A 24,737-nucleotide genomic window follows, 5' to 3' on the forward strand; every position below is an offset into this window, starting at 1 on the left:
GTCACTCCTTGGCGCCGAGGATCAGTTGCATGAAGGTCAGATCCAGCCAGCGCCCGAACTTGCGGCCGACCTGTGGCATCTGCCCGGTGGTGACGAAACCAAGGCGCTGATGCAGACGGATCGAAGCGATATTCTCCGACTCGATGGCAGCGACCATGACGTGCAGGTTGGCGGCGCGAGCGCGCTCGATCAGCGCCTGCATCAGTAACGGACCAAGTCCCTGGCCGCGTTGGTCGGCGCGTACGTAGACCGAGTGCTCGACGGTCTGACGGAAGCCTTCGATGATGCGCCAGGTGCCGTAGCTGGCGTAGCCAACTACCTCGCCGGCGGCGTCATGCGCCACCAGCACCGGGAAGCCGGCCGCCGTGCGCTCTGCCAGCCAGGCGCGGCGGTTGGCCAGATCCACCAGGGTCTCGTTCCAGATTGCCGTGGTGTGCTGCACCGCGTCGTTGTAGATGGCCAGGATGCCGGGCAGGTCGGTGTCGTTGGCGTCTTGAATCGAATAGGTCATGGCTCAGGCAATCGGCTGATGGACGGTCACCAGCTTGGTGCCGTCGGGGAAGGTGGCTTCGATCTGGATCTCCGGGATCATCTCCGGTACGCCCTCCATCACCTGATCACGGCTCAGCAGGGTGGTGCCGAAGTGCATCAGCTCGGCCACTGTCTGGCCGTCGCGCGCGCCTTCGAGCAGGGCGGCGGAGATATAGGCCATGGCCTCCGGGTAGTTCAGCTTGACCCCGCGCGCCAGACGACGCTCGGCCACCAGGCCGGCGGTGAAGATCAGCAGCTTGTCTTTTTCTCTTGGTGACAAATCCATGACGGCTCCAGTCTGGAGCGGCAAGGCTGTGCCTTGTCCGCAATAGTGCTTCGGTCGCTGGGTGGAAAGCGGCGTGCGCTGTTCCACTCTGGCGTGGCTGTACTGCAATTTGTAGGGGCCGGCTGGCCGGCGATCAGGCCTCTGTTGATCGCCGGCAAGCCGGCTCCTACATGTCCGTTGTGCTCATGTGCTCCAGATTCGGGGTGGCACTGCTTCGCGCCCCAGCAGCGCCGGGCGCAGCAGGCGCCACAGGGCGATCAGCCAGGCGCGTGCCTTCAGCGCCTCGCTGGCCAAACAACGGGCGACCAGCAAGCCCGAGAGCTGGCTGAGGTCGCCACACACACCGTCGATCTTCAGCTCCCGGCAGCGCTCCAGCAGTTCGCTGTCCACTTCGCCGCTGACCAGCAGGGTGGCGAACACCGGTTGGCCGTTCAGTCCGATGGCCGAATCGAGCAGGCCATCGCCGCCGGCAACGCGCTGGCGCTCGTGCCAGAGCAGCTTGCCGTCACAGCGAATATCCAGCGCGGCCTGGAAGTGACCACTGGAAAAGCGCTCGTCGGCGGCGGGGCGGCCGAGGGCGACGATATCCCAGTAGAACAGGCGGGCGTCACCGTGCAATTCGATCTGCGTGTGCAGTTCGGCCTGGGCGCCGGCGTAGACGATGGTTTCCTGCGGCAGCCATTCCAGAGTGGCGCCGGCTTCGATGCTCAGGTGCAGATTCTGCCGGGCGACGCCAGCGGCGCGATACCACTTGGCTGCGCCGGGGCTGGTGAGCTGTACCCAGGTGTTTTCACCCGCACGGGCCGAGATGTCCAGAACGTCACCGCCAGCGATGCCGCCGGGCGGGTGGACGATGATGTGCTGGCACACCTGCGGACCTTCGGCATACAGGTGCTTCTGCACTCTAAGAGGGCCGAGGTGGCGCCTGTGCACTGGTGTGGTGCGTTCGCCGTGGCGCGCGTAGGCCAGCTCCAGCTCGGCAGACCAGCTTGGCGTGAACAGGGCGGCAGGCAGATTCATGGTGGGGCAGCGGTTCCGCAGGATAGTTGACCGAGTGGGCAAGCAAGAGGCGTGCCCTGAACCAATTCGGTGCGACTTCTTGCCTGCCTGCATCTGTGGCCAGTCGCGGTGCTTCATCTGGCTCTGCCTGTCGCGCCCGGCCAGCTCTAGAGTCGGGCGTACGATTCGTATGGAGCGCTCATGTTCACCTTTATCGCCTTCGCCGCCGGCCTGGTGCGCGGCTACAGCGGCTTCGGTTTTGCCATGCTGATGGCGCTCGGATTGATGCTGCAGCTGCCGCCTGCCGAGGCGGTGCCGGTGGCTCTGATTCTCGACGTGGCCTGTAGCGTGACTCTCTGGCCGGCGGCGTTGCGCGCCGTTCATGGGCGTGTGCTGGTGCGCCTGCTGATGGGCATGCTGCTGGCGGTGCCGCTGGGCGCGTGGCTGCTGCTCTGGCTGCCTGCTCACGTCATGGCGCCGCTGGTGGCTGTGCTTTGTTTGTGTGGTGGCGTGCTGGTGTTATGGCTTCCGTCTATCGCCAGGCCGCTGGGCCAGGGCATGGCCTGGTTGGCGGGGCTGGCATCTGGTCTGGCGACCACCATGGCTTCGGCCGGCGGCCCGCCATTGATGATCTACCTGCTGCGTAGTGGCCTCGACGCACGTCAGTTGCGCGGCACGGCGGTGCTGTTCTTTCTGGCCAGCAGTTCCTTCGCGCTGATCGGGCTTGGCGTCGCAGGTGTGCTGACCGGCGCGCAGTGGTGGCTGGCGCTGGAGCTTGCACTGCCGGCGCTGGCCGGCAATTTGCTCGGCCAGTGGCTGCTCCCGCGCTGGCAGCCGCTGTCGCTGCGGGTGCTGGTCGGCGGGCTGCTGGTACTGCTGTCGGCGGGGAGCCTGCTGAAGGCGATCTGGTAGGGTGCGCCGCGCGCACCGAAAGCGTGTGCTATGGCTGCTGATCTGCAGGGCGTATCCGGTGTTGCGAAATTGCTGCGGTGCGCATGGCGCACACTACGGGCGGCATGTGTAGGGTGCGCCGCGCGCACCGAAAACGCGTGCTATGGCTACTGATCTGCAGGGCGTGTCCGGTGTTGCGAAATTGCTGCGGCGCGCATGGCACACCCTGCGGGCGGGTTCGGTGTCGGTGACCCGCCCTGCGAGGCGCGTTCTTCAATCGCGGTCGATGGCGAAGGGTGACCAGGCCTGGCGGCTCGGCATGATTTCCAGGCGGTTGATGTTGATGTGATCCGGCAGGCTGGCGACGTAGAAAATCTGTTCGGCGATGTCCTCGGCGGTCAGTGGCGTGGTGCTGCCATACAAGGCGTCGGAGGCAGCCTGGTTGCCCTTGGTGCGCACCAGGGTGAACTCGGTCTCGGCCATGCCCGGTGCGATGTCGGTGACGCGCACGCCGGTGGATACCAGGTCGCAACGCAGGTTGAAGCTGAACTGTTTGACGAAGGCCTTGGTGGCACCGTACACGTGGCCGCCCGGGTAGGGCCATTCGCCGGCCACCGAGCCGATGTTGATGATGCTGGTGCCTTTGCCGATGGCCAGCAGCTTGGGCAGCACCGCGTGGGTGACGTTGACCAGGCCGGTGACGTTGGTGTCGATCATGGTGTGCCAGTCTTCCAGGGCGACCTTCTGCGCGGCCTCCGGGGCCAGCGCCAGGCCTGCGTTGTTGACCAGCACATCGATACGCTCGAAGGGCGCCGGCAGGCCGTCGACCAGCGCCTTCACCGCAGCAGCATCACGCACGTCGAGCGTGGCGACATGCACCGGCACCTTGTCCTGCAGTTCTGCCTTCAGTTCTTCCAGGCGTTCCAGGCGTCGGCCGCTGAGTACCAGAGCCCAGCCGGCCTCGGCGAAGCGTCGTGCCGTGGCGCGGCCGAAGCCGGATGTCGCGCCTGTGATGAATGCCACCTTGCTCATGGATAACCTCATTTTGCTGTTAGGGGTCATGGCTTGCTCCTGCGTCCGCTGTCGGGCGCACGAAGAGCAGTTCCAGTGGGGGCGGGGCGCAAGTCTAAGGCCTTGGCCGCAAGGCTGCGCTCCACAGCTGGCTGCGGATTCATGCGGACAGTTCGAGGAACTTGCGCACGCGTTCTGTTTCCGGGTTGGTGAAGAACTTCTCCGGCGCGGATTTTTCGATCAGCAGGCCCTTTTCCAGGAACACCACCTGGTCCGACACCGCGCGGGCGAATTCCATCTCATGGGTGACCACGATCATGGTGTAGCCCTCGCTGGAGAGGTTCTTCATCACGGTCAATACTTCGCCGACCCGCTCCGGGTCGAGTGCCGAGGTCGGCTCGTCGAACAGGATCACCTCCGGGCTCATGGCCAGGGCGCGGGCAATCGCCACACGCTGCTTCTGCCCACCGGAGAGGGTGTAGGGAAAGGCCTCGGCCTTCTGTTCCATGCCGACCTTTTCCAGCAGCGTCTGGGCGATGGCGCGGGCCTCGTCCTTGCGCATCTTCTTCACCTGCATCGGCGCTTCCATCACGTTTTGCAGCACGTTCAGGTGCGGCCACAGGTTGAAGCTCTGGAACACCATGCCGGTACGTGCGCGAATCGCCGCGAGGTCGCGGTTGTTCATGCGCTTGCCCTGGGTGTCGACGCCAATGCGCTGGCCGGCAATGTGAATGCTGCCGCGATCCGGCACTTCGAGCCAGTTGATGCAGCGCAGCAAGGTGGATTTGCCCGAGCCGGAGGAGCCCAGCACGCTGACCACCTCGCCCTTGTTCACGGTCAGCGAGATGTCGCGCAGCACCTCGACGCCGTCGAAGCTCTTGGAAAGATTGTCGATCTGGACCGCAGGGATGTCAGGCATGTTCGAAACCTCGTTTGGCGCCGAACCGGCTCGCCCACTTGAGCGCCAGTTCCAGGCAGATGCTGATGATCCAGTACAAGGCGATGACCACGATGAACGCCTCGCTGGGGATGAAGTAGGTGGCCTGCACCGAGTTGGCCGCAGCGGTCAGTTCCTGCACGGTGATGATGGTGAGAAAGGCGGTGTCCTTCAGCGCGTAGATCAGTTGGTTGCCGAGCAGCGGGCGAGTACGGATCACCAGTTGCGGCAGGATGATCCGCCAGTACAGACGGCCTGGGCGAAAGCCGTGGGCCTTGGCCGCCTCGACCTGGCCGAGCGGCAGCACCAGGCGGGCACCACGCAGGATCTCGGCGAAGTAGGCCGCGTGATAGATGGCCAGCGCCACCAGGCCCGCGCCCCAGGCGCTGGGCTTCACCCCCAGGGCCGGCAGGCCGTAGTAGAGCAGGTAGGCCAGCACCAGGAAGGGCAGCATGCGCATCAGGTTGATCGCCCCGCGCAGCAGTGTCGACAGCCAGTTGCGGCCCTCCAGCAGGTAGACGCTGAAGCAGCCGATGACGAAGGCCGCCAGCACCGACAGGACGAACAGGATCAGGGTGTTGAGTGCGCCGTTGAGGAAGGCGCCGCGGGCCTCCCAGATGATGTTCCATTCGCTCATGGTCGCGTCCTCACATGGCCAGTCGGTTGGCTTTCTTCTCGGCGATGGCCTGCACCTTGAGCAGCACGCCGATGATCAGCATGTACAGCAGGGCGGCGGCGAGAATCGGTGGCAGCGGCTCGTAGGTCACGGCGCTGATGCGATTGGTCACGCGGGTCAGGTCGACGATGCCGATCACCGCGATGGCCGGGCTGCTCTTGATCAGGAAGGACATCTCGTTGACCAGGCCGGGCAGGCTGCTGGTGATCATCTGCGGCAGCATGATGCGGCGGAAGAACACGCCGTTGGTCATGCCGCAGGCCAGCGCCGCCTCCTTCTGCTCGCGGGAGAAACTGATGAAGGCCGTGCGCCAGACCTCGGCATTGAAGGCTGCGGTGTTCAGGGTGAGGGCAAGGATCGCCGCCGTGTTGCGATCCATGGCCAGGCCGAAGGTGGGTGCCGAGAGGAAGATGAACAGCACCAGGGTGACCAGCGGCGTGGCGCGCGCCAGGCTCACGTAGAGCACCAGTGCCTGTTCCACGAAGGGAATGCGCGCCATGCGCAGCAGGGCGATACCCAGGCCGATGACGACGCCCAGGGCGATGGCGATCGAGGAGATCCACAGAGTCGTCCAGGCGCCCTCGAGCAGCAATAACCAGGCTTGTCCGTTCATGTCGGGCTCCTAGAAAAAAGGTGGGGTGTTGCAAGCAAGGTCAGGGCCAGGCGGCTGGCCCTGATAGGCGGCAGTGCACTGCAAATGAGCAGTAGGGTGCGCCGTGCGCACCGAAACGCTGGCACCGTTGACGCTGGTGCGCACGGCGCACCCTACGGGAACCATGCCAGGCATCTGGCATCAGCCTGTTTTCACTCCATGCCGGCCAGCTTGTGGAACTGCTCTACCTTGGTGATCGGCTCCTTGGGCATGGCCGGGAAGGCTTCGCCGAACCACTTGTTCTGCAACTCGGCCAGGCGACCGCTGTCGCGCACTTCGTTCATGAAACCGGTGAGGAGCTCCAGCAACTCGGGGCTGCTCTTGGGCACCGGCCAGGCGGCGAAACCGTCGCCGGAAACGGCGATGCCCTTGGCGAAGGTGTCGCCACGGGTCTTGACCAGGTCATTGACCGAAATCAGTGCGTTGATCACGTAGTCCAGGCGACCGTTGGCCAGGTCGGCGTAGGCCTCCGGGTAGGACGGGTATTCGGTCACGGTGCCGATCTCGCAGCCTTCGGTAGCCATCATTTTCTTCAGCTCCGGCAGGCGCGCGAGCAGGGCGCTGCCGGCCTGCAGGCCGACGGTCTTGCCGCACAGGCTGGCGATGTCGCTGAGGCTGTCGTCACCGGCGCGCTTGACGTAGAAGTGTTGCGCCGAGGCGAAGGGCGGGGCGAAGTTGAACACGCGCAGGCGGTCGTCGGTGACCAGGGCACCGGTGAAGGCCATGTCGTACTGGCCAGACGAGACCGAGGCGAGCAGGCCGGTCCAGGGCAGGATTTCCTGCTTCACGTCGAAGCCCTGTGCCTTGGCGTAGGTCTTCAGGTCTTCGAGCAGCTCCTTGTGAAAACCCTCGGGCTTGCCGTCGACGATGAAGTTGAACGGCGCGTAATCATCCTCGGTGGCGACGGTCATCACACCCTTGGACTTGATGTCGTCGAGGTCGGCGTGGGCGCTCAGCGAGGCGCCGACCAGGCAACTGGCCAGGGCCAGCTTGCGCAGCAGACCGAAGGATTTGGAATCGGTGTTCGATGGCTTCATGGGCGTGCTCCAGAGGTGTCGACAAGGGTTGTCCAGGCCGCTCGGCGGCGCTTTCGTTTTCACCTTAGAGAGGCCTGGCGAGCCGGCGATAGGGGCAGTTCCGGCCTTTGTTCTGGCCAGTGGCAATGGCGCGCTACTTGCTACATCACAGGGTTGTTTGGATGTTGGAGGGCGCCATGATCGATCACTTTTACCACCTCGATTTCGACCGTCAGCGCGGCCTTCAGGAGCAGCTTCGTGAGTCGCTGGTGTCGGCTATTCTCGGTGGCGGCTTCCCAGCCGACGAGCCGCTGCCGTCGTGCCGCAAGCTGTCCCAGCAGCTGTCGGTCTCGCGCAACACCGTGGCGCTGGTGTATGAGAGCCTGCTCGACAACGGCTACCTGGTCAGCCGCCCGCGCAGTGGTTACTACCTGCACCCGGACTATTGCGGACAGGCGGGCGAGGCGGTGCTGCGTATGACGCCGCTGCGCAAGCCTGAGCAGTCCGACGACAGCAGCGCCGCCACTGCCCCGGATTGGGCCACGCGCTTTCGCATGCAGCCCAGTTTGAAGCACGGCGTGCTGCGCCCGAGCAACTGGAGCCGCTTCACCTACCCGTTCATCTACGGCCAGCCGATCAGCGAGCTGTTCCCGCTGGAGCGCTGGCGTGAGGTGTCGCGCAAGAACCTCAGCGGCGAGCGCGATCAGGGCTGGCTGGGCGACCGCTTCGACCGTGACGATGAGCAACTGATCGAGCAGTTGCGCACCCGCGTGTTGCCCAAGCGCGGTATCTGGGCGCGTGCCGACGAGATCCTGGTCACCCTGGGTTCGCAGAACGCACTGTATCTGCTGGCCAGCCTGCTGATGGCGCGCGGGGTGCGCGTCGGTGTGGAGAACCCGGGCTTTCGCGATGCGGCGAGCATCTTCGACCTGCACGGCGCCAAGGTGCATCTGCAGGATGTCGACGACCATGGCCTGGTGGTGGATCGGCGCCTGGATGACTGCCAGTACCTCTACGTGACGCCGGGGCACCAGGTACCCACCGGTGTGGCGATGAGCGCGGCACGGCGCGAGCAACTGCTGCGGCAAATTCGTGAGCACGACCAGGTGCTGATCGAGGATGACTACGACGCCGAATTCAATCTCGACAACCACCCGCTGCCGGCGCTCAAGGCCAGCGACAGCAGTGGCCGGGTGATCTACCTGAGCAGCCTGTCCAAGGCCTTCTCGCCGGGGCTGCGGATCGGCTACATGGTCGCCGACGCCGAGCTGATCGATGAGCTCCGCGCGCTGCGCCGGCTGATGTACCGCCACCCGCCACTGAACAACCAGCGAATGCTCGCCGACTTCCTCGCCCAGGGGCACTACGACGCGCACCTGCGGCGTTTTCGCGAGGAGCATTGCCGCCGCCGCGAGTTGCTCTACCAGGCGCTGCGCAGCGACCTGAGCGATTGCCAACCGATGGGCAGCCCCGGTGCCAGCGCCTGCTGGCTGGCGGCGCCCAGCGGCGTCGATACCCAGCGCCTGGCCTGGGCGGCGGCGCAGCAGAGCGTGCTGATCGAGTCCGGGGCGCAGTTCTTCCTTGGCGACGGTGCGGCGCCGACAAACTTCATGCGCCTGGGTTTCCACGCCATCGATGCCGAGCTCATTCGGCCGGGTGTGCGGAAACTGGGTGAGGTGTTGGCGGGGTTGTGACGGGCGGTCGCGGCTAAGAACCTGTTCACGATCTGCTGCGCGTCGGCCCTACTGCGTTAAAAACAGGCTCGGACTGCTCATTTACAGCTCGTAAACTCCGCGTCCTCGCCTGTTTTTGCCTTGTATGGCTCTAGCTCGCGAAATCGTGAACAGGTTCTAAAGCCCCTCCCACAAATGCCCCGTGACTCTGTGGGAGGGGTTTCAGCCGCGACGGTTATCAGGCAAGTTCGTAGCCCGGATGAAATCCGGGAAACCATAACCGGCCGTAAAGCCCCAGATTTTATCCGGGCTACGGGGGCTGGACGGTGCTGTAGGAACCGGCTTGCTGGCGATACGTTTGCCCGGATCGCCTGCAAGCGGGCTCCTACGCATATGGCGCGATGTCAGCCAAAGCGCGGCGCGAACAGGGCGAATACTTCATCGAAGACCGCCAGCGCCTCGTTCACTTGGGCGGCGCTGACGATGCACGGCGGCACCACATGGATGCGGTTCTCCACCACGAAGCTGAGCAGCCCACGGGCGGTCAGCGCCGCCTTCATCTCCTGCATCACCGGCGCCGGCATCGGCGTCTTCTTCTGCACATCGCTGACGAATTCCAGTGCCCAGAACAGGCCGACACCGCGTGCCTCGCCGATCATCGGGTAGCGCTCGGCCAGTTTCTGCAGGCCCGGGCCGAGCACTTGTGCGCCGATATCGCGGGCGTTCTCCACCATGCCTTCTTCGCTCATCGCGTCCAGCGTGGCGACGATGGCGGCCATGGCCAGCGGGTGCCCGGAGTAGGTCAGGCCGCCGGGGAAGAAGTTCGTGTCGAAGTGCTCGCAGATCGGCTTGGAAATCATCACTCCACCGGCCGGCACATAGCCGGAGTTGACGCCCTTGGCGAAGACGATCAGGTCCGGCACCACGTCGAAGTGCTCCAGCGCCAGCCAACTGCCGGTGCGACCGAAGCCGGCCATCACTTCATCGAGAATGAGCAGGATGCCGAATTCGTCGGCCAGCTTGCGCACACCCTGCATGTAGCCCTTGGGTGGCACCAGGATGCCGGCGGTGCCGGGGATGCTTTCCAGCAGGATGGCGGCGATGGCGCCCGGCCCCTCGCACTCGATAACCCGGCGCAGGTGCTGCAGGGCACGCGCGCATTCTTCTTCTTCGTTCGCCGCATTGAACTCGGTGCGGTACAGGTAGGGGTTGAAGAAGTGCACATGGCCACGGGCGTACTCGTTGGGTACACGGCGTGGATCGCCGGTGGCCACGATGGCCGCGCCGGTGCTGCCATGGTAGGAACGGTAGGCGGAGAGGATCTTGTCGCGGCCGGTGTACAGACGCGCCATGCGCATGGCGTTCTCGTTGGCATCGGCGCCGGCGTTGGTGAAGAACACCTTGGAGAAACCGGTCGGCGCGCGGGCGAGGATGCGCTTGGCGGCTTCGCCACGCATCAGGTTGGCGGTGGCCGGCGCGATGGTCACCAGGCTGCCGGCCTGCTCCTGGATGGCGGCGATCACCTTCGGGTGCTGGTGGCCGATGTTGGTGTTGACCAGTTGGCTGCTGAAGTCGAGGTAGCGTTTACCGTCGTAGTCCCACAGCGTGCAGCCCTCGCCACCGGCAATCACCAGCGGGTTGAGGGCGCCCTGGGTCGACCAGGAATGGAAGACGTGCTGGCGATCCAGATCGTGGACGTACTGGTTGCTGATCGGTGTGCTCATGATGACCTCGGTCTGGTCGTTGCGGATGGCTGCACCATAGGAATAAAGCGGCCGTGGGCCGTAGGGCCAGATGCCGGAAGTGGCTGAGTCAGAGCGTCTGGCTCACCGACACCGGGCAACTGTCCCTAGGCGCCCTGCGAGCACAGGCTAGGCTGGAGGCATACGTTTTCAGGAGTGAAGCCATGGCCCACGCATTCGAGATCAACACCGCCCCCGTGGCGCCCACTGATGGCCTTGATAGCCCCGCGATCGCCCAGGCGCGTATCGACCTGGCCGCCTGTTTTCGCATGGCGGCGCGCCTCGGCATGGGTGAGGGCATCTGCAATCATTTTTCCGTGGTGGTGCCGGGGCGGCCGGAGCTGTTTCTGGTCAACCCTTATGGGCTGGCCTTCGCCGAGGTCACTGCGTCGTCGCTGCTGATCTGCGATTTCGACGGGCGCGTGGTGCTGGGCGATGGCCGCCCGGAGGCCACGGCGTTCTTTATCCATGCTCAGTTGCACCGCCTCAATCCACGCGCCACGGCGGCCTTCCACACGCACATGCCCCATGCCACAGCGCTGTGTATGCTCGAAGGTGAGCCCTTCGTCTGGGCCGGACAGACGGCGCTGAAATTCTACGAGCGACTGGCAGTGGACGAGGATTACCAGGGCCTGGCGCTGGACTACGCCGAAGGCGAGCGTATCGCCCGCGCGGCAGGTGATGCCGATGTGGTGATGCTGAAAAACCATGGCCCGCTGGTGCTGGGACCGAGCATTGCCGAGGCCTGGGACGACCTCTACTACCTGGAGCGTGCCGCCGAGGTGCAGCTCAAAGCCATGGCCAGTGGTCGGCCGTTGAAGGCAGTGGCGCCGGCAATTGCCAGCGCGGCGTGCCGGCAGATGCTGCAGGGCAATGCCGAAAGCGCGCACCTGCATCTTGAGAGCGTGAAGCGCCAGTTGCTGCGCGAGGGCTCGGATTTCACCCTGTGATGTCTGTAGGAGCCCGCTTGCGGGCGATCCGTCGTTTCGGCCAACGGATCGCCGGCAAGCCGGCTCCTACAAGGCGGGATATTTGATGGCTCCCACGCTCCAGCGTGGGAGCTCAGTCCAGGGCGCTCTGCGCCCGCTAGTGCAGGCGTACGGGGACGCGGAGCGTCCCTGACTTCATTCCCACGCGGAGCGTGAGGAACGATCTTCCAATTCCGTGTGAGGGGAGTAGTGGCGACTGAGGCTGTCGCGGCTAAAGCCCCTCCCACACAATGGCGCCCGTCAGATCGCCACCAGCCCGCGCACACCCTCGGTTTCCATGTTCTCGCCACGACCCTGCTGGACGATCTCGCCGCGGCTCATCACCAGGTACTGGTCGGCCAGTTCGGCGGCGAAATCGTAGAACTGCTCGACCAGCAGGATGGCCATGTCGCCACGAGCCGCGAGCTTCTTGATCACCGCGCCGATCTCCTTGATCACCGAGGGCTGGATGCCTTCGGTGGGTTCGTCGAGGATCAACAGGCGCGGCTGGCTGGCCAGGGCGCGGCCGATGGCCAACTGTTGCTGCTGGCCGCCGGAGAGGTCACCGCCACGGCGATGCTTCATCTCGCGCAGCACCGGGAACAGCTCGTAGATGAATTCCGGCACGGCCTTGGCCTGGCTGCCGGGAAAGCGCGACAGGCCCATCAGCAGGTTCTCTTCCACCGTCAGGCGCCCGAAGATCTCGCGTCCCTGGGGCACGTAGGCGATACCGGCATGTACGCGCTGGTGCGGTTTGAAGCCGGTGATGGCCTTGCCTTCCCATTGCACGTTGCCGTCCTTGGCCGGAATCAGGCCCATCAGGCATTTGAGCAGGGTGGTCTTGCCCACGCCGTTGCGGCCGAGCAGGCAGGTGACCTCGCCGACCTTCACGTCGAACGACAGGCCACGGAGGATGTGGCTGCCGCCGTAATACTGGTGGAGTTGTTGGACTTGCAGCATAGAAATGTCCTTCATTCGTAGTGTGGGAGGGGCCGGGCGGCGAACCGATCAGCCGCGAGCTTTTGAAGTACGCAGTCATCGCGGCTAAAGCCCCTCCCACTGGCTGGCGTCAGCGACCCAGATAAACCTCGATCACCCGCTCGTCGTTCTGTACCTGCTCCAGCGAGCCTTCGGCCAGCACGCTACCTTGGTGCAGCACGGTGACGTGGTCGGCGATGGAGTCGACGAAGCCCATGTCATGCTCCACCACCATCAGCGAGTGCTTGCGCGCCAGGGACTTGAACAGCTCGGCAGTGAACTCGGTCTCGGCATCGGTCATGCCGGCCACCGGTTCGTCGAGCAGCAGCAGGTGCGGCTCCTGCATCAGCAGCATGCCGATCTCGAGGAACTGCTTCTGACCGTGAGAGAGCAGGCCAGCCGGGCGATTGCGAGACGTTTCCAGGCGGATAGTGCCCAGCACTTCCTCGATACGATCCTTCTGCTCGCCACTGAGTTTGGCGCGCAGGCTGGCCCACACAGACTTGTTGGTCTTCTGTGCCAGCTCCAGGTTCTCGAACACGGAGAGTGCTTCGAACACCGTCGGCTTCTGGAACTTGCGGCCGATGCCGGCCTGGGCGATTTCCACCTCGCTCATGACGGTCAGGTCGTACTGTTCGCCGAAGTAGGCCACGCCGTTGTCGGGTCGGGTCTTGCCGGTGATCACGTCCATCATGGTGGTCTTGCCGGCGCCGTTGGGGCCGATGATGCAGCGCAGCTCACCGACGCCGATGTACAGCGTCAGGTTGGTCAGCGCCTTGAAGCCGTCGAAGCTGACGTTGATGTCTTCCAGGGTGAGTATGGTGCCGTGGCGGACGTTGACGCCCTTGCCGACGTTCTTGCCGGTGTCCAGCGCCAGGCCGGTGGGGTCGAAGGCGGCTTCGAGCATGGTTTCAGGTACCGGAGTGGCTCTCATTGATCCTTCTCCTTCTTGAGCAGACCGACGACGCCTCTGGGCAGGAACAGCGTGACGACGATGAACAGCGCGCCCAGTGCGAACAGCCAGTATTCGGGGAAGGCCACGGTGAACCAGCTCTTCATGCCGTTGACCAGACCGGCGCCGAGCAGCGGGCCGATCAGCGTGCCGCGGCCGCCGAGGGCGACCCAGACGGCGGCCTCGATGGACTGCGTCGGCGCCATCTCGCTGGGGTTGATGATGCCCACCTGCGGCACGTACAGCGCGCCGGCCAGGCCACACAACACCGCGCTCAATACCCAGATGAACAGCTTGTAACCGCGCGGATCGTAGCCGCAGAACATCAGGCGGTTCTCGGCGTCACGCAGGGCGGTGAGCACCCGGCCGAACTTGCTGCGTGCCAGACGAAAGCCCAGGTACAGGCTGCCCACCAGCAGCACCACGGTGGCGAAGAACAGCACGGCGCGAGTGCCCTGCGCAGTGATGTCGAAACCGAGGATGCGGGTGAAGCCGGTAAAGCCGTTGTTGCCGCCGAAGCCGGTTTCGTTGCGGAAGAACAAGAGCATGCCGGCGAAGGTCAGCGCCTGGGTCATGATCGAGAAGTACACGCCCTTGATCCGCGAGCGGAAGGCGAAGAAGCCGAACACCAGCGCCAGCAGGCCGGGCGCCAGCACCACCAGGCACATCGCCCAGAGGAAGCTGGAGGTGCCGTACCAGTACCAGGGCAGCTCGTTCCAGGCCAGAAAACTCATGAACGCCGGCAGGCCATCCCCGGCGCTCTGACGCATCAGGTACATGCCCATGGCATAGCCGCCGAGTGCGAAGAACAGGCCGTGGCCCAGCGACAGCATGCCGGCGTAGCCCCAGACCAGGTCCAGCGCCAGGGCGACGATGGCATAGCAGAGGATCTTGCCCACCAGCGTCAGGCTGTAGGCCGAGACGTGCAGGGCATGGTCGGCCGGCAGCAGGTGCAGCAACGGCATGGCCAGCAGGATCGCCAGCACCACCAGGCCGATGGCGATGGATACCTGCGGGCCGAGCTTGGCGCTGGCGCGGGCCAGCAGCGTTTGATTCAGTGGCATGGTCATCAGTCGATCACCCTTCCTTTCAGTGCGAACAGGCCTTGCGGGCGTTTCTGGATGAACAGGATGATCAGTGCGAGGATGAGGATTTTGCCGAGCACGGCACCGATCTGCGGTTCGAGGAACTTGTTCACCACGCCCAGGCCGAAGGCGGCCAGTACGCTACCGGCCAGTTGGCCGACGCCGCCGAGCACCACCACCAGGAAGGAGTCGATGATGTAGCTCTGGCCGAGGTCCGGGCCGACGTTGCCGATCTGGCTCAGGGCCACGCCGCCAAGGCCGGCGATGCCCGAACCGAGTCCGAAGGCCAGCATGTCCACGCGGCCGGTGGGCACGCCGCAGCAGGCGGCCATGTTGCGGTTCTGCGTCACCGCGCGCACGTTCAGGCCCAGGCGCGTCTTGTTCAGCAGCAGCCAGGTCAGGACCACGACGAACAGCGCGAAGCCTATGATGACGATGCGGTTGTAGGGCAGCACCAGGTTGGGCAGCACTTGCATGCCGCCGGACAGCCAGGCCGGGTTGGCCACTTCGACGTTCTGTGCGCCGAAGGTGACGCGCACCAGTTGAATCAGGATCAGGCTGATGCCCCAGGTGGCCAGCAGGGTTTCCAGCGGGCGGCCATAAAGGTGGCGGATCACCGTGCGCTCCAGGGCCATGCCGATGCAGGCGGTGACCAGAAAAGCGATGGGCAACGCGGCCAGCGGGTAGAGCGTCAGGTATTCGGGAGCCAGGCGCTGGAAGCTCAGTTGCACCACGTAGGTGGTGTAGGCACCGAGCATCAGCATTTCGCCATGGGCCATGTTGATCACCCCGAGCAGGCCGAAGGTGATGGCCAGACCGAGGGCGGCGAGCAGCAGGATCGAACCCAGCGACAGGCCACTGAAGGCCTGGCCGAGCAGTTCGCCGATCAGCAGTTTGTTCTTCACCTGGGCCAGGCTCTGCTCGGCAGCGGCGCGCACGGCGGCATCGCTTTCCTCACCATCGAGCAGGCTTTGCAGGCGCGTGCGGGCCTGCGGGTCGCCGGTCTTGCCCAGACGCTCCACGGCAGCCAGGCGCACGGCCGGGTCGCTGGCCTCCAGCTGCAGGTTGGCCAGGGCCAGGGTGATGGCGTCGCGTACATTCTCGTCGGCTTCCATGCTCAGGCGGTTTTCCAGCAAGGTCAGCAGCGCCGGCGGCGTGTTGCGTTGCAGTTGCTGGGCAGCGGCGAGGCGCACGGCTGCATCGTCGTCGAGCAATTGATGGCTGGCAACGGCGAAGGCGATCAGGCCGCGCAGGCGATTGTTCAGGCGCACTTTGCGCGGCGTGCCGTTGGCTTCGCTTGCGCCATCGGCGGCTTGCCAGGTATCGCCTTGCTCGATGAACGCGCGCTTGTCGGCATCGCTGCCGACGTGGCCCTGCTGCAGGGCTTGCAACAGTGGCATACGCTCGGGGCTGGGCGCGGCGGCCCAGTCCTGCAGCAGTTTGGCCTGCTTGCTGGCGTTGGCAGCGACGAAATTGTCGGCCTCACCAGCCTGCACCGCCAGTGGCAGCAACAGCAGCAGGCTCAAGAAAATTCGGGTAAGGGCAGTGGGCATAAAGGTGTCCTTGATGGCCCGTAGGAGCCCGCTTGCGGGCGATCAGGGTGATCGCTGGCAAGCCAGCTCCTACAGGTTTACAGCGGGTGAGAACCGTGGAATCAGTTCGACTTCACCGGGGTATCGGCTTTCTTGTCGTTGCCTTCGATGAAGGGGCTCCACGGCTGAGCGCGAACCGGGCCGTCGGTTTCCCAGACCACGGAGAACTGACCGTCTTCCTGGATCTCGCCGATCATCACCGGCTTGTGCAGGTGGTGGTTCTTCTCGTCCATCTTCAGGGTGAAGCCGCTCGGTGCCGCGAACTCCTGGCCAGCCATGGCTTCACGGACCTTGTCGACGTCGGTGGTGCCAGCTTTCTCGACGGCTTGCGCCCACATGTGGATGCCCACATAGGTGGCTTCCATCGGGTCGTTGGTCACTACGGTGTCGGCGTTCGGCAGCTTCTTGGCCTTGGCGTAGGCTTTCCAGTCGGCGACGAACTTCTCGTTGACCGGGTTCTCCACGGACTGGAAGTAGTTCCAGGCCGCCAGGTGGCCGACCAGCGGCTTGGTGTCGATGCCGCGCAGTTCTTCTTCACCCACGGAGAAGGCCACCACCGGCACTTCGGTGGCTTCCAGGCCCTGGTTGGCCAGTTCCTTGTAGAACGGGACGTTGGAGTCGCCGTTCACAGTGGAAACCACGGCAGTTTTGCCGCCAGCGGAGAACTTCTTGATGTTGGCGACGATGGTTTGATAGTCGCTATGACCGAAGGGGGTGTAGACCTCTTCGATGTCCTTGTCGGCGATGCCCTTGCTGTTGAGGAAGGCGCGCAGGATCTTGTTGGTGGTGCGCGGGTAGACGTAGTCGGTGCCGAGCAGGAAGAAGCGCTTGGCGCCGCCGCCGTCTTCGCTGAGCAGGTATTCCACCGCCGGGATGGCCTGCTGGTTTGGCGCTGCGCCGGTGTAGAACACGTTCGGCGACATCTCTTCGCCTTCGTACTGCACCGGGTAGAACAGCAGGCCGTTGAGCTCTTCATAGACCGGCAGCACGGATTTGCGCGATACCGAGGTCCAGCAGCCGAAGGTCACCGCGACCTTATCCTGGGTCAGCAGCTGGCGGCCCCGCTCGGCGAACAGCGGCCAGTTCGACGCCGGGTCGACCACCACCGCTTCCAGTTGCTTGCCGAGGACACCGCCCTTGGCGTTGATCTCGTCGATGGTCATCAGCGCCATGTCTTTGAGCGAGGTTTCGGAAATGGCCATGGTGCCGGACAGCGAGTGCAGGACGCCGACCTTGATGGTCTCGGCGGCCTGGATGGACCAGCTCAGGCCCATGGCGGCGATGGAAGCGGAAAGGGTAAAGGCCTTGATCAGGCTGCGACGTTGCATGGTGCGATCTCCATTCACAATCGTGATTAAGTGGACAGCGTTTTTATTGGTGGCAGTGATTCAAAGGTCATTTACGTCACCCTTGCGCCGGCAGTGCCCGTTGCCGGGCGCTGTGCAGCATGTGCAGGGTGATCTTGCGCACTTCCGCTTTGCTGACCTCTATATGGGTCTTGAGCAATAGCTGTGCCTCTTCGCAGCGACGCGACAGGATCGCGCCGAGGATGCGGGCGTGTTCCTCGTAGGTGAGTTCCACGCGCGGCCCCTGGGTGAAGTCCAGGCGCCTGATAATTCGGATCTTTTCGCTGACTTCGGCATGCAGCCGGGCCATCTCGCGGTTGCCCGCGGCTTCCACCAGTTGGCAGTGAAAACGTTCATCCAGACGCGACACTTCGCGGCCGTCCTGCAGGCGCTGCTCCGGTTGCACCATCCAGGTGCAACGCAACTGTTCCAGTGCATCCGGTAGCTCGTCATTGGGGCGTTCGCACAGGCGCTTGACCGCCTCCAGTTCGAGGACGATGCGTACCTCGTACAGCTCCTCGAAGTGGGCGAAGTCGAACGGCTTGACCTGCCAACCGCTGCGGAAATACACCTCCAGATAGCCCTCGCGCTCCAGGCGATACAGCGCCTGGCGCACCGGTGTGCGGCTGGCGGCCATGCGCTCGGCGATCTCGCCCTCGCTGAAGCGATCACCGGGCAGCAGGCGGAACTCGAAGATGTCGTCCTTGAGCTGCAGGTAGATGCGCTCGGCGAGATTCTCCGGGCGCTCCTTGCCGCGCTTGGTCGGGCTGACCAGTTGCATCTCAGGCCGCCTCGCTCGGGGTCAGCAGAAGCAGGGCATCGCCCGGCGTCACCGCTTTGCCGGGGGCGCAACGCAGCGACTTGACCGTACCGGCCACCGGCGCGGTTACCGCCAGTTCCATCTTCATCGCCTCGACCACCAGCAGCGGCGTGCCGGCTTCCACATGCTGGCCAGGCTCGACCAGCACCTTCCACACGCTGCCGCTCATCTCGGCGGCGACCAGATGGCCGTCCAGATCGGCGTCGTCATCAGTGTCGGTGCCCAGCGCCTGTGCGGCGCTCGGATCGTCGTCCTTCCACAACTCGACTTCGGCGTCGAAGGCGGCTTTCTGCTGGCTCTGGAAGGCATCGATATCAGCGGCGTTGTCGGCGATGAAACGGTTGTAGGCGGCAAAGTCGAACTCGGTTTCCTCAATGCGGATTTGCGCGCGACCCTCGCGGAAGGCTTCGCGGAATTCATCCAGCTCGGCCTCGCTGACAGGATAGAAACGCACCTGGTCGAAGAAGCGCAGCAGCCAGGGCTGGCCATTCTCGAACTGGGCGTTCTTCACGTATTTGTTCCAGATCGGCAGGGTGCGACCGACCAGCTGATAGCCGCCGGGCGAGTCCATGCCATAGATGCACATGTACATGCCGCCGATGCCCACGGTGCCCTCGGCAGTGAAGGTGCGCGCCGGGTTGTACTTGGAGCTGAGCAGGCGATGGCGCGGGTCCAGCGGCACGGCGCAGGGTGCGTCGAGGTAGACGTCGCCGAGGCCGAGGATCAGGTAGCTGGCGTCGAACAGGATGTCGCGGACTTGTTCACGGCTGGCCAGGCCATTGGCGCGCTGGATGAAGTCGACGTTGTTCGGCAGCCAGGGCGCCTCGCTGCGTACGGTTTCGCGGTAGCGTTCGACGGCGGCGAGGGTGGCGCTGTCCTCGAAGGCCATGGGCAGATGGACGATACGGGTCGGCACCTTGAGTTCGGCGACATCACCGAGCTGGCGCTCCAGGCGCAGCAGGTGTTCGAGCAGGGTGCGCTGGTGCAGTACGCGGCTGTCGTAGCGCAGTTGCAGCGAGCGCACGCCGGGGGCGAGCTCTTCCAGGCCACGCAGCGGCTCGGCCTTGAGCGCCTCCATCAGCAGATGCACGCGCAGGCGCAGGGCCAGATCCAGCACGTTGTCGCCATATTCCAGCAGGATGTAGGCGTCGCCAGCCTGGCGATACACCGCGCGCGGGCGGCTGCCTTCAGCGGGCAGCTCGGCCAGCACGGTGGCGGAAACGGTGTTATCAGGTTGCAGCGACGGTGCCGGCAGGGTCACCGCGCTGATCGCCGCCAGTGCCTCGATGCTGCCCAGTTGCGCCTGCTCCAGGCTCTGCGCCTGCTGGAAACCAATGGGATGAAAGCGCAGCTTGTCGCCAGGCTTGACCTGGCCGACCTTCCACAGCTCGGCCTTGGCGATGGTCACCGGGCAGACGAAACCGCCGAGGCTGGGGCCGTCCTTGGTCAGAATCACCGGGAAGTCACCGGTGAAGTTGATCGCGCCGATGGCGTATTCGCAGTCATGCACGTTGGACGGGTGCAAGCCGGCTTCGCCACCGTCGGCTCGCGCCCAGCTCGGTTTCGGGCCGCTCAGACGTACGCCGAGTCGGTTGGAGTTGTAATGCACCTCCCACTCGGCGGCGAAGAATTCCTCGATGGCTTCAGCGGTGAAGAAGTCCGGCGCGCCGTGCGGGCCATAGAGCACGCCGATGTTCCAGGTGGTGCCGTAGCTGGGGATCAGGCTCGGGTGAGCCGCCTGCGGCGGCGCGACTGGCGCTGGCGTGGTGCAGGCCGGCAACTCGGGCTGGGAGATGGCCAGCATGTCGGCGGTACGCAGGGTACGCCCGGCATGTCCGCCGAACTGGCCGAGGGCGAAGGTGGAGCGGCTGCCCAGATACAGCGGCACGTCCAGGCCGTTGCGCACGGCGAGATAAGTGCGGCAGCCGCTGACGGCGCGACCCAGCTTGAGCACCTGGCCGGCCTTGACCTCGATTGGCTGCCAGTAGGCAACCGGAGCATCGTCCAGGGTGGCCGGGCAGTCGGCGCCGGTCAGGGCGATCAGTGCATCGTTGTGAAAACGCAGAGTCGGGCCTTGCAGGGTAAATTCCAGGCCGGCGGCTTCGGCCGCGTTGCCGACGATACGGTTGGCCAGGCGGAAGGCGAAATCATCCATCGGCCCGGACGGCGGCACGCCGATATCCCAGTAACCGAGACGGCCGGGATAGTCCTGCACGCTGGAGTAGGTGCCCGGCTCCAGCACTTCGATGACGCTGGCCTTGAAGGCGAAGCTGTCGAGCAGACGCGTCCACACTTCGCCTTTGGCGAAACGCTCGTCGGCCACCACCTGGCGTAGGTAGTCGAGGTTGCTGGCGATGCCGTGCAGGCGGGTTTCGCCCAGGGCTTTCTGCAGTTTGGCGATGGCTTCGTCACGAGTAGCAGCATGGACGATCAGCTTGGCGATCATCGGGTCGTAGAAGGCTGACACCTCGCTGCCGGTACTGACCCAGCCGTCGACGCGTACGTCGTCCGGGAAATGCACGTCGGTCAGCACGCCTGGGCTGGGCTGGAAGTTCTTCAGCGGGTCTTCTGCGTAGATCCGCACTTCGATGGCGGCGCCTTGCGGTGCTCGGTCGAGCGCGGGCCAGTCCATCGCATCGCCTGCGGCCACGCGCAGCATGCACTCGATCATATCCAGGCCGGTGACCATCTCGGTAACCGGGTGCTCGACCTGCAGGCGGGTGTTCACTTCGAGGAAGTAGAAGTCGTCGCGGGCGGCGTCGTAGATGAACTCCACGGTGCCGGCGCTGCGGTATTTCACCGACTCGCCAAGCTGTACGGCTGCGGCGTGCAAGCGTTCGCGGGTGGCCTGCGGCAGGTTCGGCGCCGGGGTTTCTTCCACCACCTTCTGGTTGCGCCGCTGCAGCGAGCAGTCGCGCTCGCCGAGAGCAGCGACGCGGCCCTGGCCGTCGCCGAAAATCTGCACTTCGACGTGACGCGCCTGATCGACGAAGCGCTCGAGGAACACCCCGGCATCGCTGAAAAACTGCTCGCCCATACGCTTGACGCTTTCGTAGGCGCTTTCCAGCGCGGCGGCGTCGCTGCAGCGGGTCAGGCCGATGCCACCACCGCCTGCGGTGGTTTTGAGCATCACCGGGTAGCCGATGCTTTCAGCGGCGCTCAGCGCTTCTTCCAGGCTTTGCAGCAGGCCGGTGCCCGGCGCCATCGGCACCTGGGCCTGGGCGGCCAGTTCACGGGCACGGTGTTTGAGGCCGAATTCGCGAATCTGCTCGCCAGTCGGGCCAACGAAGGCGATGCCGGCTGCTTCGCAGGCATCGGCGAACTCGGCGCTTTCCGACAGAAAACCGTAGCCAGGGTAGATAGCCTGGGCGCCGGTTTCCTGCGCGGCGGCGAGAATCTTGTCGATGCGCAGGTAGCTGTCAGCCGGCTTGTCGCCGCCCAGGGCGATGGCAATATCGGCGTCGCGTACGTGCTGGGCATTGCGGTCGGCGTCGGAGTAGACGGCGACGCTTTTGACGCCCAGGCGCTTGAGCGTGCGGATGGCGCGGACGGCGATCTCGCCACGGTTGGCGATCAGGACTGTTTCAAACATGGCGGTTCTCCGTGGCGAGATCGCCGTGACGGGCTACGCCCGTCCGGCACTTTGACTTCGTCGCTGCGCCGCTGCGCGGCTGGTCGCCACGGTTGGCGATCAGTACGGTATGGAACATCTGTTGCGGCCTCCTGGCTTGCTGCACGCGTGTGCGGGCAGGCGCTGATCTGTTCCCTCTCCCCTCGGGGAGAGGGCTAGGGAGAGGGGGCATGCACGCTGCCCTTTCCCTTGCTATTCACTTCCTGGTTTCGGCGATGAACGCGCGCCAGCCACCAAAGCTGGTGATGTCGCGCGCGCCATCCAGCGCATAAGGCTCGCAGATGAAGCCCTTGACCCAGCGGCCATCGGCCAGCTCCAGGTTGCCGATGCCCAGCGGTGGCGGGATCTCGGCGACGAACTCACCGAAGCGCGCCTGCGGCAGGTCCCATAGCTCGACGATGATCTCGGCGCCGTTCTCGGCGACCCGCGCCAGGCCCGGCTTGGGTGGCACGGTGCCGGGCAGGGCATAGAGGCGGTAATGCGCGGCGCTGGTGGTCTGCTCCACCAGCACGGCATCGCGCGTGGTGAGCTGGAAGTTCAGCGGCATGCCGGTCAGGTGCGCGCCGACCACCGCAACACGGATGCAACCGGGTGCCGGTTTGTCGCTCGCTGCTTGAGTCGGAAGCGGTTTGCCGGTGGCGCCCAGCGGCAGATCGACAGCCTGCTGCCAGCGTTGACCGAAGGCGGCCAGAGCCTGGTCATGCCAGGCCGGGGCGAGCAGGGTGATGCCGGCTGGCAGACCGTCGGCACGCAGGCCAGCCGGCACGGCCAGGGCAGCCAGGTCGGCGAGGTTGGTGAAGTTGGTGTAGGTGCCGAACTGGCTGTTGAACAGCACGGGCTCGGCGTCCATCTCGGCCAGTGTGCGGATGGTCGGCGAGGTCGGTACCACCATGGCGTCGAAGCCGGCCAGGGCGTCGTTGATGGTGCGGCTCAACTCGGCGCGAATGTACTCGGCCTTGTAGGCGTCGCAGGCGCTGTACTTGTGGCCGTTGTCGACGATGCCGCGCACCACCGGGTTGATGTATTCGGGGTTCACGCCTTCCACCGCAACGGTGCGTTCGGCGACCCAGGGGCCGTAGTAAAGCTGCTCGGCCAGTTGCTGGAAGGGCGCGAAATCGATCTCCACCAGTTCGGCGCCCAGTTCGCGCAGTTTGCCCAAGGCGGCCTCATAGACGGCCTGGTTTTGGCTGTCGCCGAAGAACTCGGGATTGGCCGGTATGGCCAGGCGCGGACTGGCCGGCATGCCGACCTTGGCGCTGTTCGGGTTCTTGCGGCTGTAGGCATCGGCGGCGTCATAGCCGCCGGCGATATTGGCCACGGCCAGGGCATCGGCCACGGTCAGGGCGAACACCGAGATGCAGTCGACGGTGCGGCAGGCCGGCACCAGGCCGGTGTTGGGCAGCCAGCCCTTGGTCGGCTTGAGCCCGATGATATTGTTGAAACCGGCCGGCACGCGGCCCGAGCCTGCAGTGTCGGTGCCCAGCGAGAAGGGCACGAGGCCGCGCGCGACCACGCTGGCCGAACCGGAGCTGGAACCGCCGCTGACGTAATCCGGGTTGAAGCTGTTGGGCACCGCGCCGTGAGGCGAACGGGTGCCGACCAGGCCGGTGGCGAACTGGTCGAGGTTGGTCTTGCCAATGAGGATGGCGCCGGCGGCGCGCAGGCGGGCTACCACGGTGGCATCGGCCTCGGCCTGATAGGCGAATTCGGGGCAGGCGGCGGTGGTGGGCCAGCCGGCGGCGTCGATATTGTCCTTGATGGCGAAGGGCACGCCGTACAGCGGCAGCGTGCTCAGGTCGCCGGCTGCACCTTCCAGTGCGGTGGTCAGGGCATCGAGCTGGGCATCGAGCTGCGCGTCGCTGGCCAGGGCGATCCAGGCGGTGTCGTCAGCGCGCAGTTCGCGGCGCAGAGCGTGCAGCAGTTCTGCAGGGGATTGGCCGTCACGGTAGGCCTGTTGCCACTGCGCGAGGGTGAAAGCGATAGGTGCGTTGGACATGCTTCTAGATTCCATCTTGTATCCAAGTTGGAATCACTAGAGCAATGACGGGGCCAGTTTTGCGCAGGCCCCTATTTTCGGGGATTTCAGAGTAACGGCAGGGGCTTTGGCGAGAGGCGTTGCACCGAGGTGGGGCTGGTATGCGAGTGAATGGTGCAGGGTTTGAAGGGCTCGCGGTGCACGCAGCGCACCCTACGGGATCGTGGGGCCAGTGGCGTAGCCCGGATGAAATCCGGGGCAGGTCATACGCTTATCGCGCGTTATGGCACCAGGTAGTTCTTCACCCCGGTGAAGATGATCTGTGCGGCCAGGGCGCAGACGAACAGCCCCATCAAACGGCTGACGATCTGCAGGCCCTGGTCGCCGAGCAGGCGCTCGAACTGGTTGGACAAGTACAGCACCACGCCGACGGTGAGGCTGGCGAGAAAGATCGCCGCCACGGCCACCAGCTTGTCGTCCCAGTGCGGCTGGCTGGCGCCCATCAGCAGCAGGGCGCCGATGGTGCCGGGGCCGACCGTCAGCGGAATGGTCAACGGTACGATGGTGACGTCCTGCTGCACGTTGTCTGTCTGCACCGCCGACTTGCCCTGGGCCATGCCGAGGGCGGAGATGAACAGCACCGAGCCCGCGCCGATACGGAAGGCGTCGATGGTGATGCCGAACAGAGTGAAGATGTGCTTGCCGAACAGGTACAGCAGCACGCTGGCGATCAGCGTGGCTAGCGCCACCTTCCAGGCCAGGCGCTTGCGTTCCTTGAGGGTGTAGCCGCGACTGAGGCCGATAAAGCAGGAGAGGACGAAGAAGGGGCTGTAGAGCACCAGCATCTTCAGGTACAGGCTGAACAACTCGGACATGGGGCGCTCGTTTGAGATGGGTGGACTGAGGTAGGGCGGATCGGAGCGCCGACCGCTCGTAGCTATGCGAACAGTCCGTCGCTCTTCGTCACAGCGCAAAT

Annotated in this window: 21 protein-coding genes; 3 read left to right on the top strand and 18 right to left on the bottom strand. The window is 64.9% G+C overall.

Going from position 1 to position 24,737, the window contains the following annotated elements; all coding sequences use genetic code 11:
• Nucleotide 1: 1 nt before the first annotated feature.
• The 3 genes from GV002_RS15630 to GV002_RS15640 form a co-directional block, all read right to left on the bottom strand.
• Entirely contained in the window at nt 2–511 is a 510-nt protein-coding gene (locus tag GV002_RS15630; RefSeq protein ID WP_160019279.1) for a GNAT family N-acetyltransferase, read from the bottom strand.
• 3 nt (nt 512–514) lie between these two features.
• Entirely contained in the window at nt 515–817 is a 303-nt protein-coding gene (ureA, locus tag GV002_RS15635) for an urease subunit gamma (RefSeq protein WP_017678731.1), read from the bottom strand.
• Nucleotides 818–1,000: 183 nt separating this feature from the next.
• A complete protein-coding gene (locus GV002_RS15640) occupies nt 1,001–1,837 on the bottom strand; it encodes an urease accessory protein UreD (RefSeq protein ID WP_160019280.1) in 837 nt (278 codons plus the stop codon).
• A gap of 180 nt (nt 1,838–2,017) precedes the next feature.
• On the opposite strand from GV002_RS15640, the gene GV002_RS15645 reads away from it, so the two are divergent.
• A complete protein-coding gene (locus tag GV002_RS15645; RefSeq protein ID WP_160019281.1) occupies nt 2,018–2,728 on the top strand; it encodes a sulfite exporter TauE/SafE family protein in 711 nt (236 codons plus the stop codon).
• 252 nt (nt 2,729–2,980) lie between these two features.
• On the opposite strand, the gene GV002_RS15650 is transcribed toward GV002_RS15645, so the two are convergent.
• From GV002_RS15650 to GV002_RS15670, 5 genes are all read right to left on the bottom strand, one after another.
• A complete protein-coding gene (locus GV002_RS15650) occupies nt 2,981–3,739 on the bottom strand; it encodes an SDR family NAD(P)-dependent oxidoreductase (RefSeq protein WP_160019282.1) in 759 nt (252 codons plus the stop codon).
• Between the two features lie 139 nt (nt 3,740–3,878).
• Complete coding sequence (locus GV002_RS15655) at nt 3,879–4,637, bottom strand: amino acid ABC transporter ATP-binding protein (RefSeq protein ID WP_160019283.1); 759 nt, start codon at nt 4,635–4,637, stop codon at nt 3,879–3,881.
• Nucleotides 4,630–5,292 (bottom strand): amino acid ABC transporter permease, encoded by a 663-nt coding sequence (locus GV002_RS15660; protein ID WP_160019284.1) that lies wholly within the window; start codon nt 5,290–5,292, stop codon nt 4,630–4,632. Before GV002_RS15660 ends, GV002_RS15655 begins: the two co-directional genes overlap by 8 nt.
• Before the next feature lie 10 nt (nt 5,293–5,302).
• On the bottom strand, nt 5,303–5,944 hold the full coding sequence (locus GV002_RS15665) for an amino acid ABC transporter permease (RefSeq protein WP_017678737.1): 642 nt from the start codon (nt 5,942–5,944) through the stop codon (nt 5,303–5,305).
• 191 nt (nt 5,945–6,135) lie between these two features.
• Nucleotides 6,136–7,020 (bottom strand): transporter substrate-binding domain-containing protein, encoded by an 885-nt coding sequence (locus GV002_RS15670; RefSeq protein ID WP_160019285.1) that lies wholly within the window; start codon nt 7,018–7,020, stop codon nt 6,136–6,138.
• 176 nt (nt 7,021–7,196) lie between these two features.
• On the opposite strand from GV002_RS15670, the gene GV002_RS15675 reads away from it, so the two are divergent.
• Nucleotides 7,197–8,693 carry a PLP-dependent aminotransferase family protein gene (locus GV002_RS15675; protein WP_160019286.1) on the top strand — a complete coding sequence of 499 codons (1,497 nt, stop codon included), beginning with the start codon at nt 7,197–7,199 and terminating at the stop codon, nt 8,691–8,693.
• 383 nt (nt 8,694–9,076) lie between these two features.
• Here the strand turns inward: GV002_RS15675 and GV002_RS15680 are convergent, their stop codons facing one another.
• A complete protein-coding gene (locus GV002_RS15680) occupies nt 9,077–10,396 on the bottom strand; it encodes an aspartate aminotransferase family protein (RefSeq protein WP_160019287.1) in 1,320 nt (439 codons plus the stop codon).
• A 182-nt stretch (nt 10,397–10,578) separates the two neighbouring features.
• On the opposite strand from GV002_RS15680, the gene GV002_RS15685 reads away from it, so the two are divergent.
• Nucleotides 10,579–11,364, top strand: coding sequence for an aldolase (locus GV002_RS15685; RefSeq protein ID WP_160019288.1), 786 nt, complete (start codon nt 10,579–10,581; stop codon nt 11,362–11,364).
• A gap of 279 nt (nt 11,365–11,643) precedes the next feature.
• Here GV002_RS15685 and urtE read toward each other — a convergent pair whose 3' ends face one another.
• The 9 genes from urtE to GV002_RS15730 form a co-directional block, all read right to left on the bottom strand.
• Nucleotides 11,644–12,342, bottom strand: coding sequence for an urea ABC transporter ATP-binding subunit UrtE (urtE, locus tag GV002_RS15690; protein ID WP_160019289.1), 699 nt, complete (start codon nt 12,340–12,342; stop codon nt 11,644–11,646).
• A gap of 109 nt (nt 12,343–12,451) precedes the next feature.
• Nucleotides 12,452–13,294 (bottom strand): urea ABC transporter ATP-binding protein UrtD, encoded by an 843-nt coding sequence (gene urtD / locus GV002_RS15695; protein WP_160019290.1) that lies wholly within the window; start codon nt 13,292–13,294, stop codon nt 12,452–12,454.
• Nucleotides 13,291–14,382 carry an urea ABC transporter permease subunit UrtC gene (urtC, locus tag GV002_RS15700; RefSeq protein WP_160019291.1) on the bottom strand — a complete coding sequence of 364 codons (1,092 nt, stop codon included), beginning with the start codon at nt 14,380–14,382 and terminating at the stop codon, nt 13,291–13,293. The genes urtD and urtC overlap by 4 nt, the downstream gene beginning before the upstream one ends.
• Entirely contained in the window at nt 14,382–15,950 is a 1,569-nt protein-coding gene (gene urtB, locus GV002_RS15705; RefSeq protein WP_160019292.1) for an urea ABC transporter permease subunit UrtB, read from the bottom strand. Before urtB ends, urtC begins: the two co-directional genes overlap by 1 nt.
• 101 nt (nt 15,951–16,051) lie before the next feature.
• A complete protein-coding gene (gene urtA / locus GV002_RS15710; RefSeq protein ID WP_160019293.1) occupies nt 16,052–17,317 on the bottom strand; it encodes an urea ABC transporter substrate-binding protein in 1,266 nt (421 codons plus the stop codon).
• A 76-nt stretch (nt 17,318–17,393) separates the two neighbouring features.
• Nucleotides 17,394–18,116: a GntR family transcriptional regulator gene (locus GV002_RS15715; RefSeq protein ID WP_160019294.1), complete on the bottom strand. Its 723-nt coding sequence runs from the start codon at nt 18,114–18,116 to the stop codon at nt 17,394–17,396.
• A 1-nt stretch (nt 18,117) separates the two neighbouring features.
• Nucleotides 18,118–21,747, bottom strand: a complete 3,630-nt coding sequence (gene uca, locus GV002_RS15720; RefSeq protein WP_160019295.1) for an urea carboxylase — start codon at nt 21,745–21,747, stop codon at nt 18,118–18,120.
• A gap of 235 nt (nt 21,748–21,982) precedes the next feature.
• Entirely contained in the window at nt 21,983–23,782 is a 1,800-nt protein-coding gene (gene atzF / locus GV002_RS15725; RefSeq protein WP_178094707.1) for an allophanate hydrolase, read from the bottom strand.
• A gap of 260 nt (nt 23,783–24,042) precedes the next feature.
• Nucleotides 24,043–24,636, bottom strand: coding sequence for a MarC family protein (locus tag GV002_RS15730; RefSeq protein WP_075745367.1), 594 nt, complete (start codon nt 24,634–24,636; stop codon nt 24,043–24,045).
• Between the last annotated feature and the right edge of the window lie 101 nt (nt 24,637–24,737).

It is taken from the genome of Pseudomonas sp. 8O (assembly GCF_902506495.1).
In the GTDB taxonomy this organism is placed as follows: Bacteria; Pseudomonadota; Gammaproteobacteria; order Pseudomonadales; family Pseudomonadaceae; genus Aquipseudomonas; species Aquipseudomonas chaetocerotis.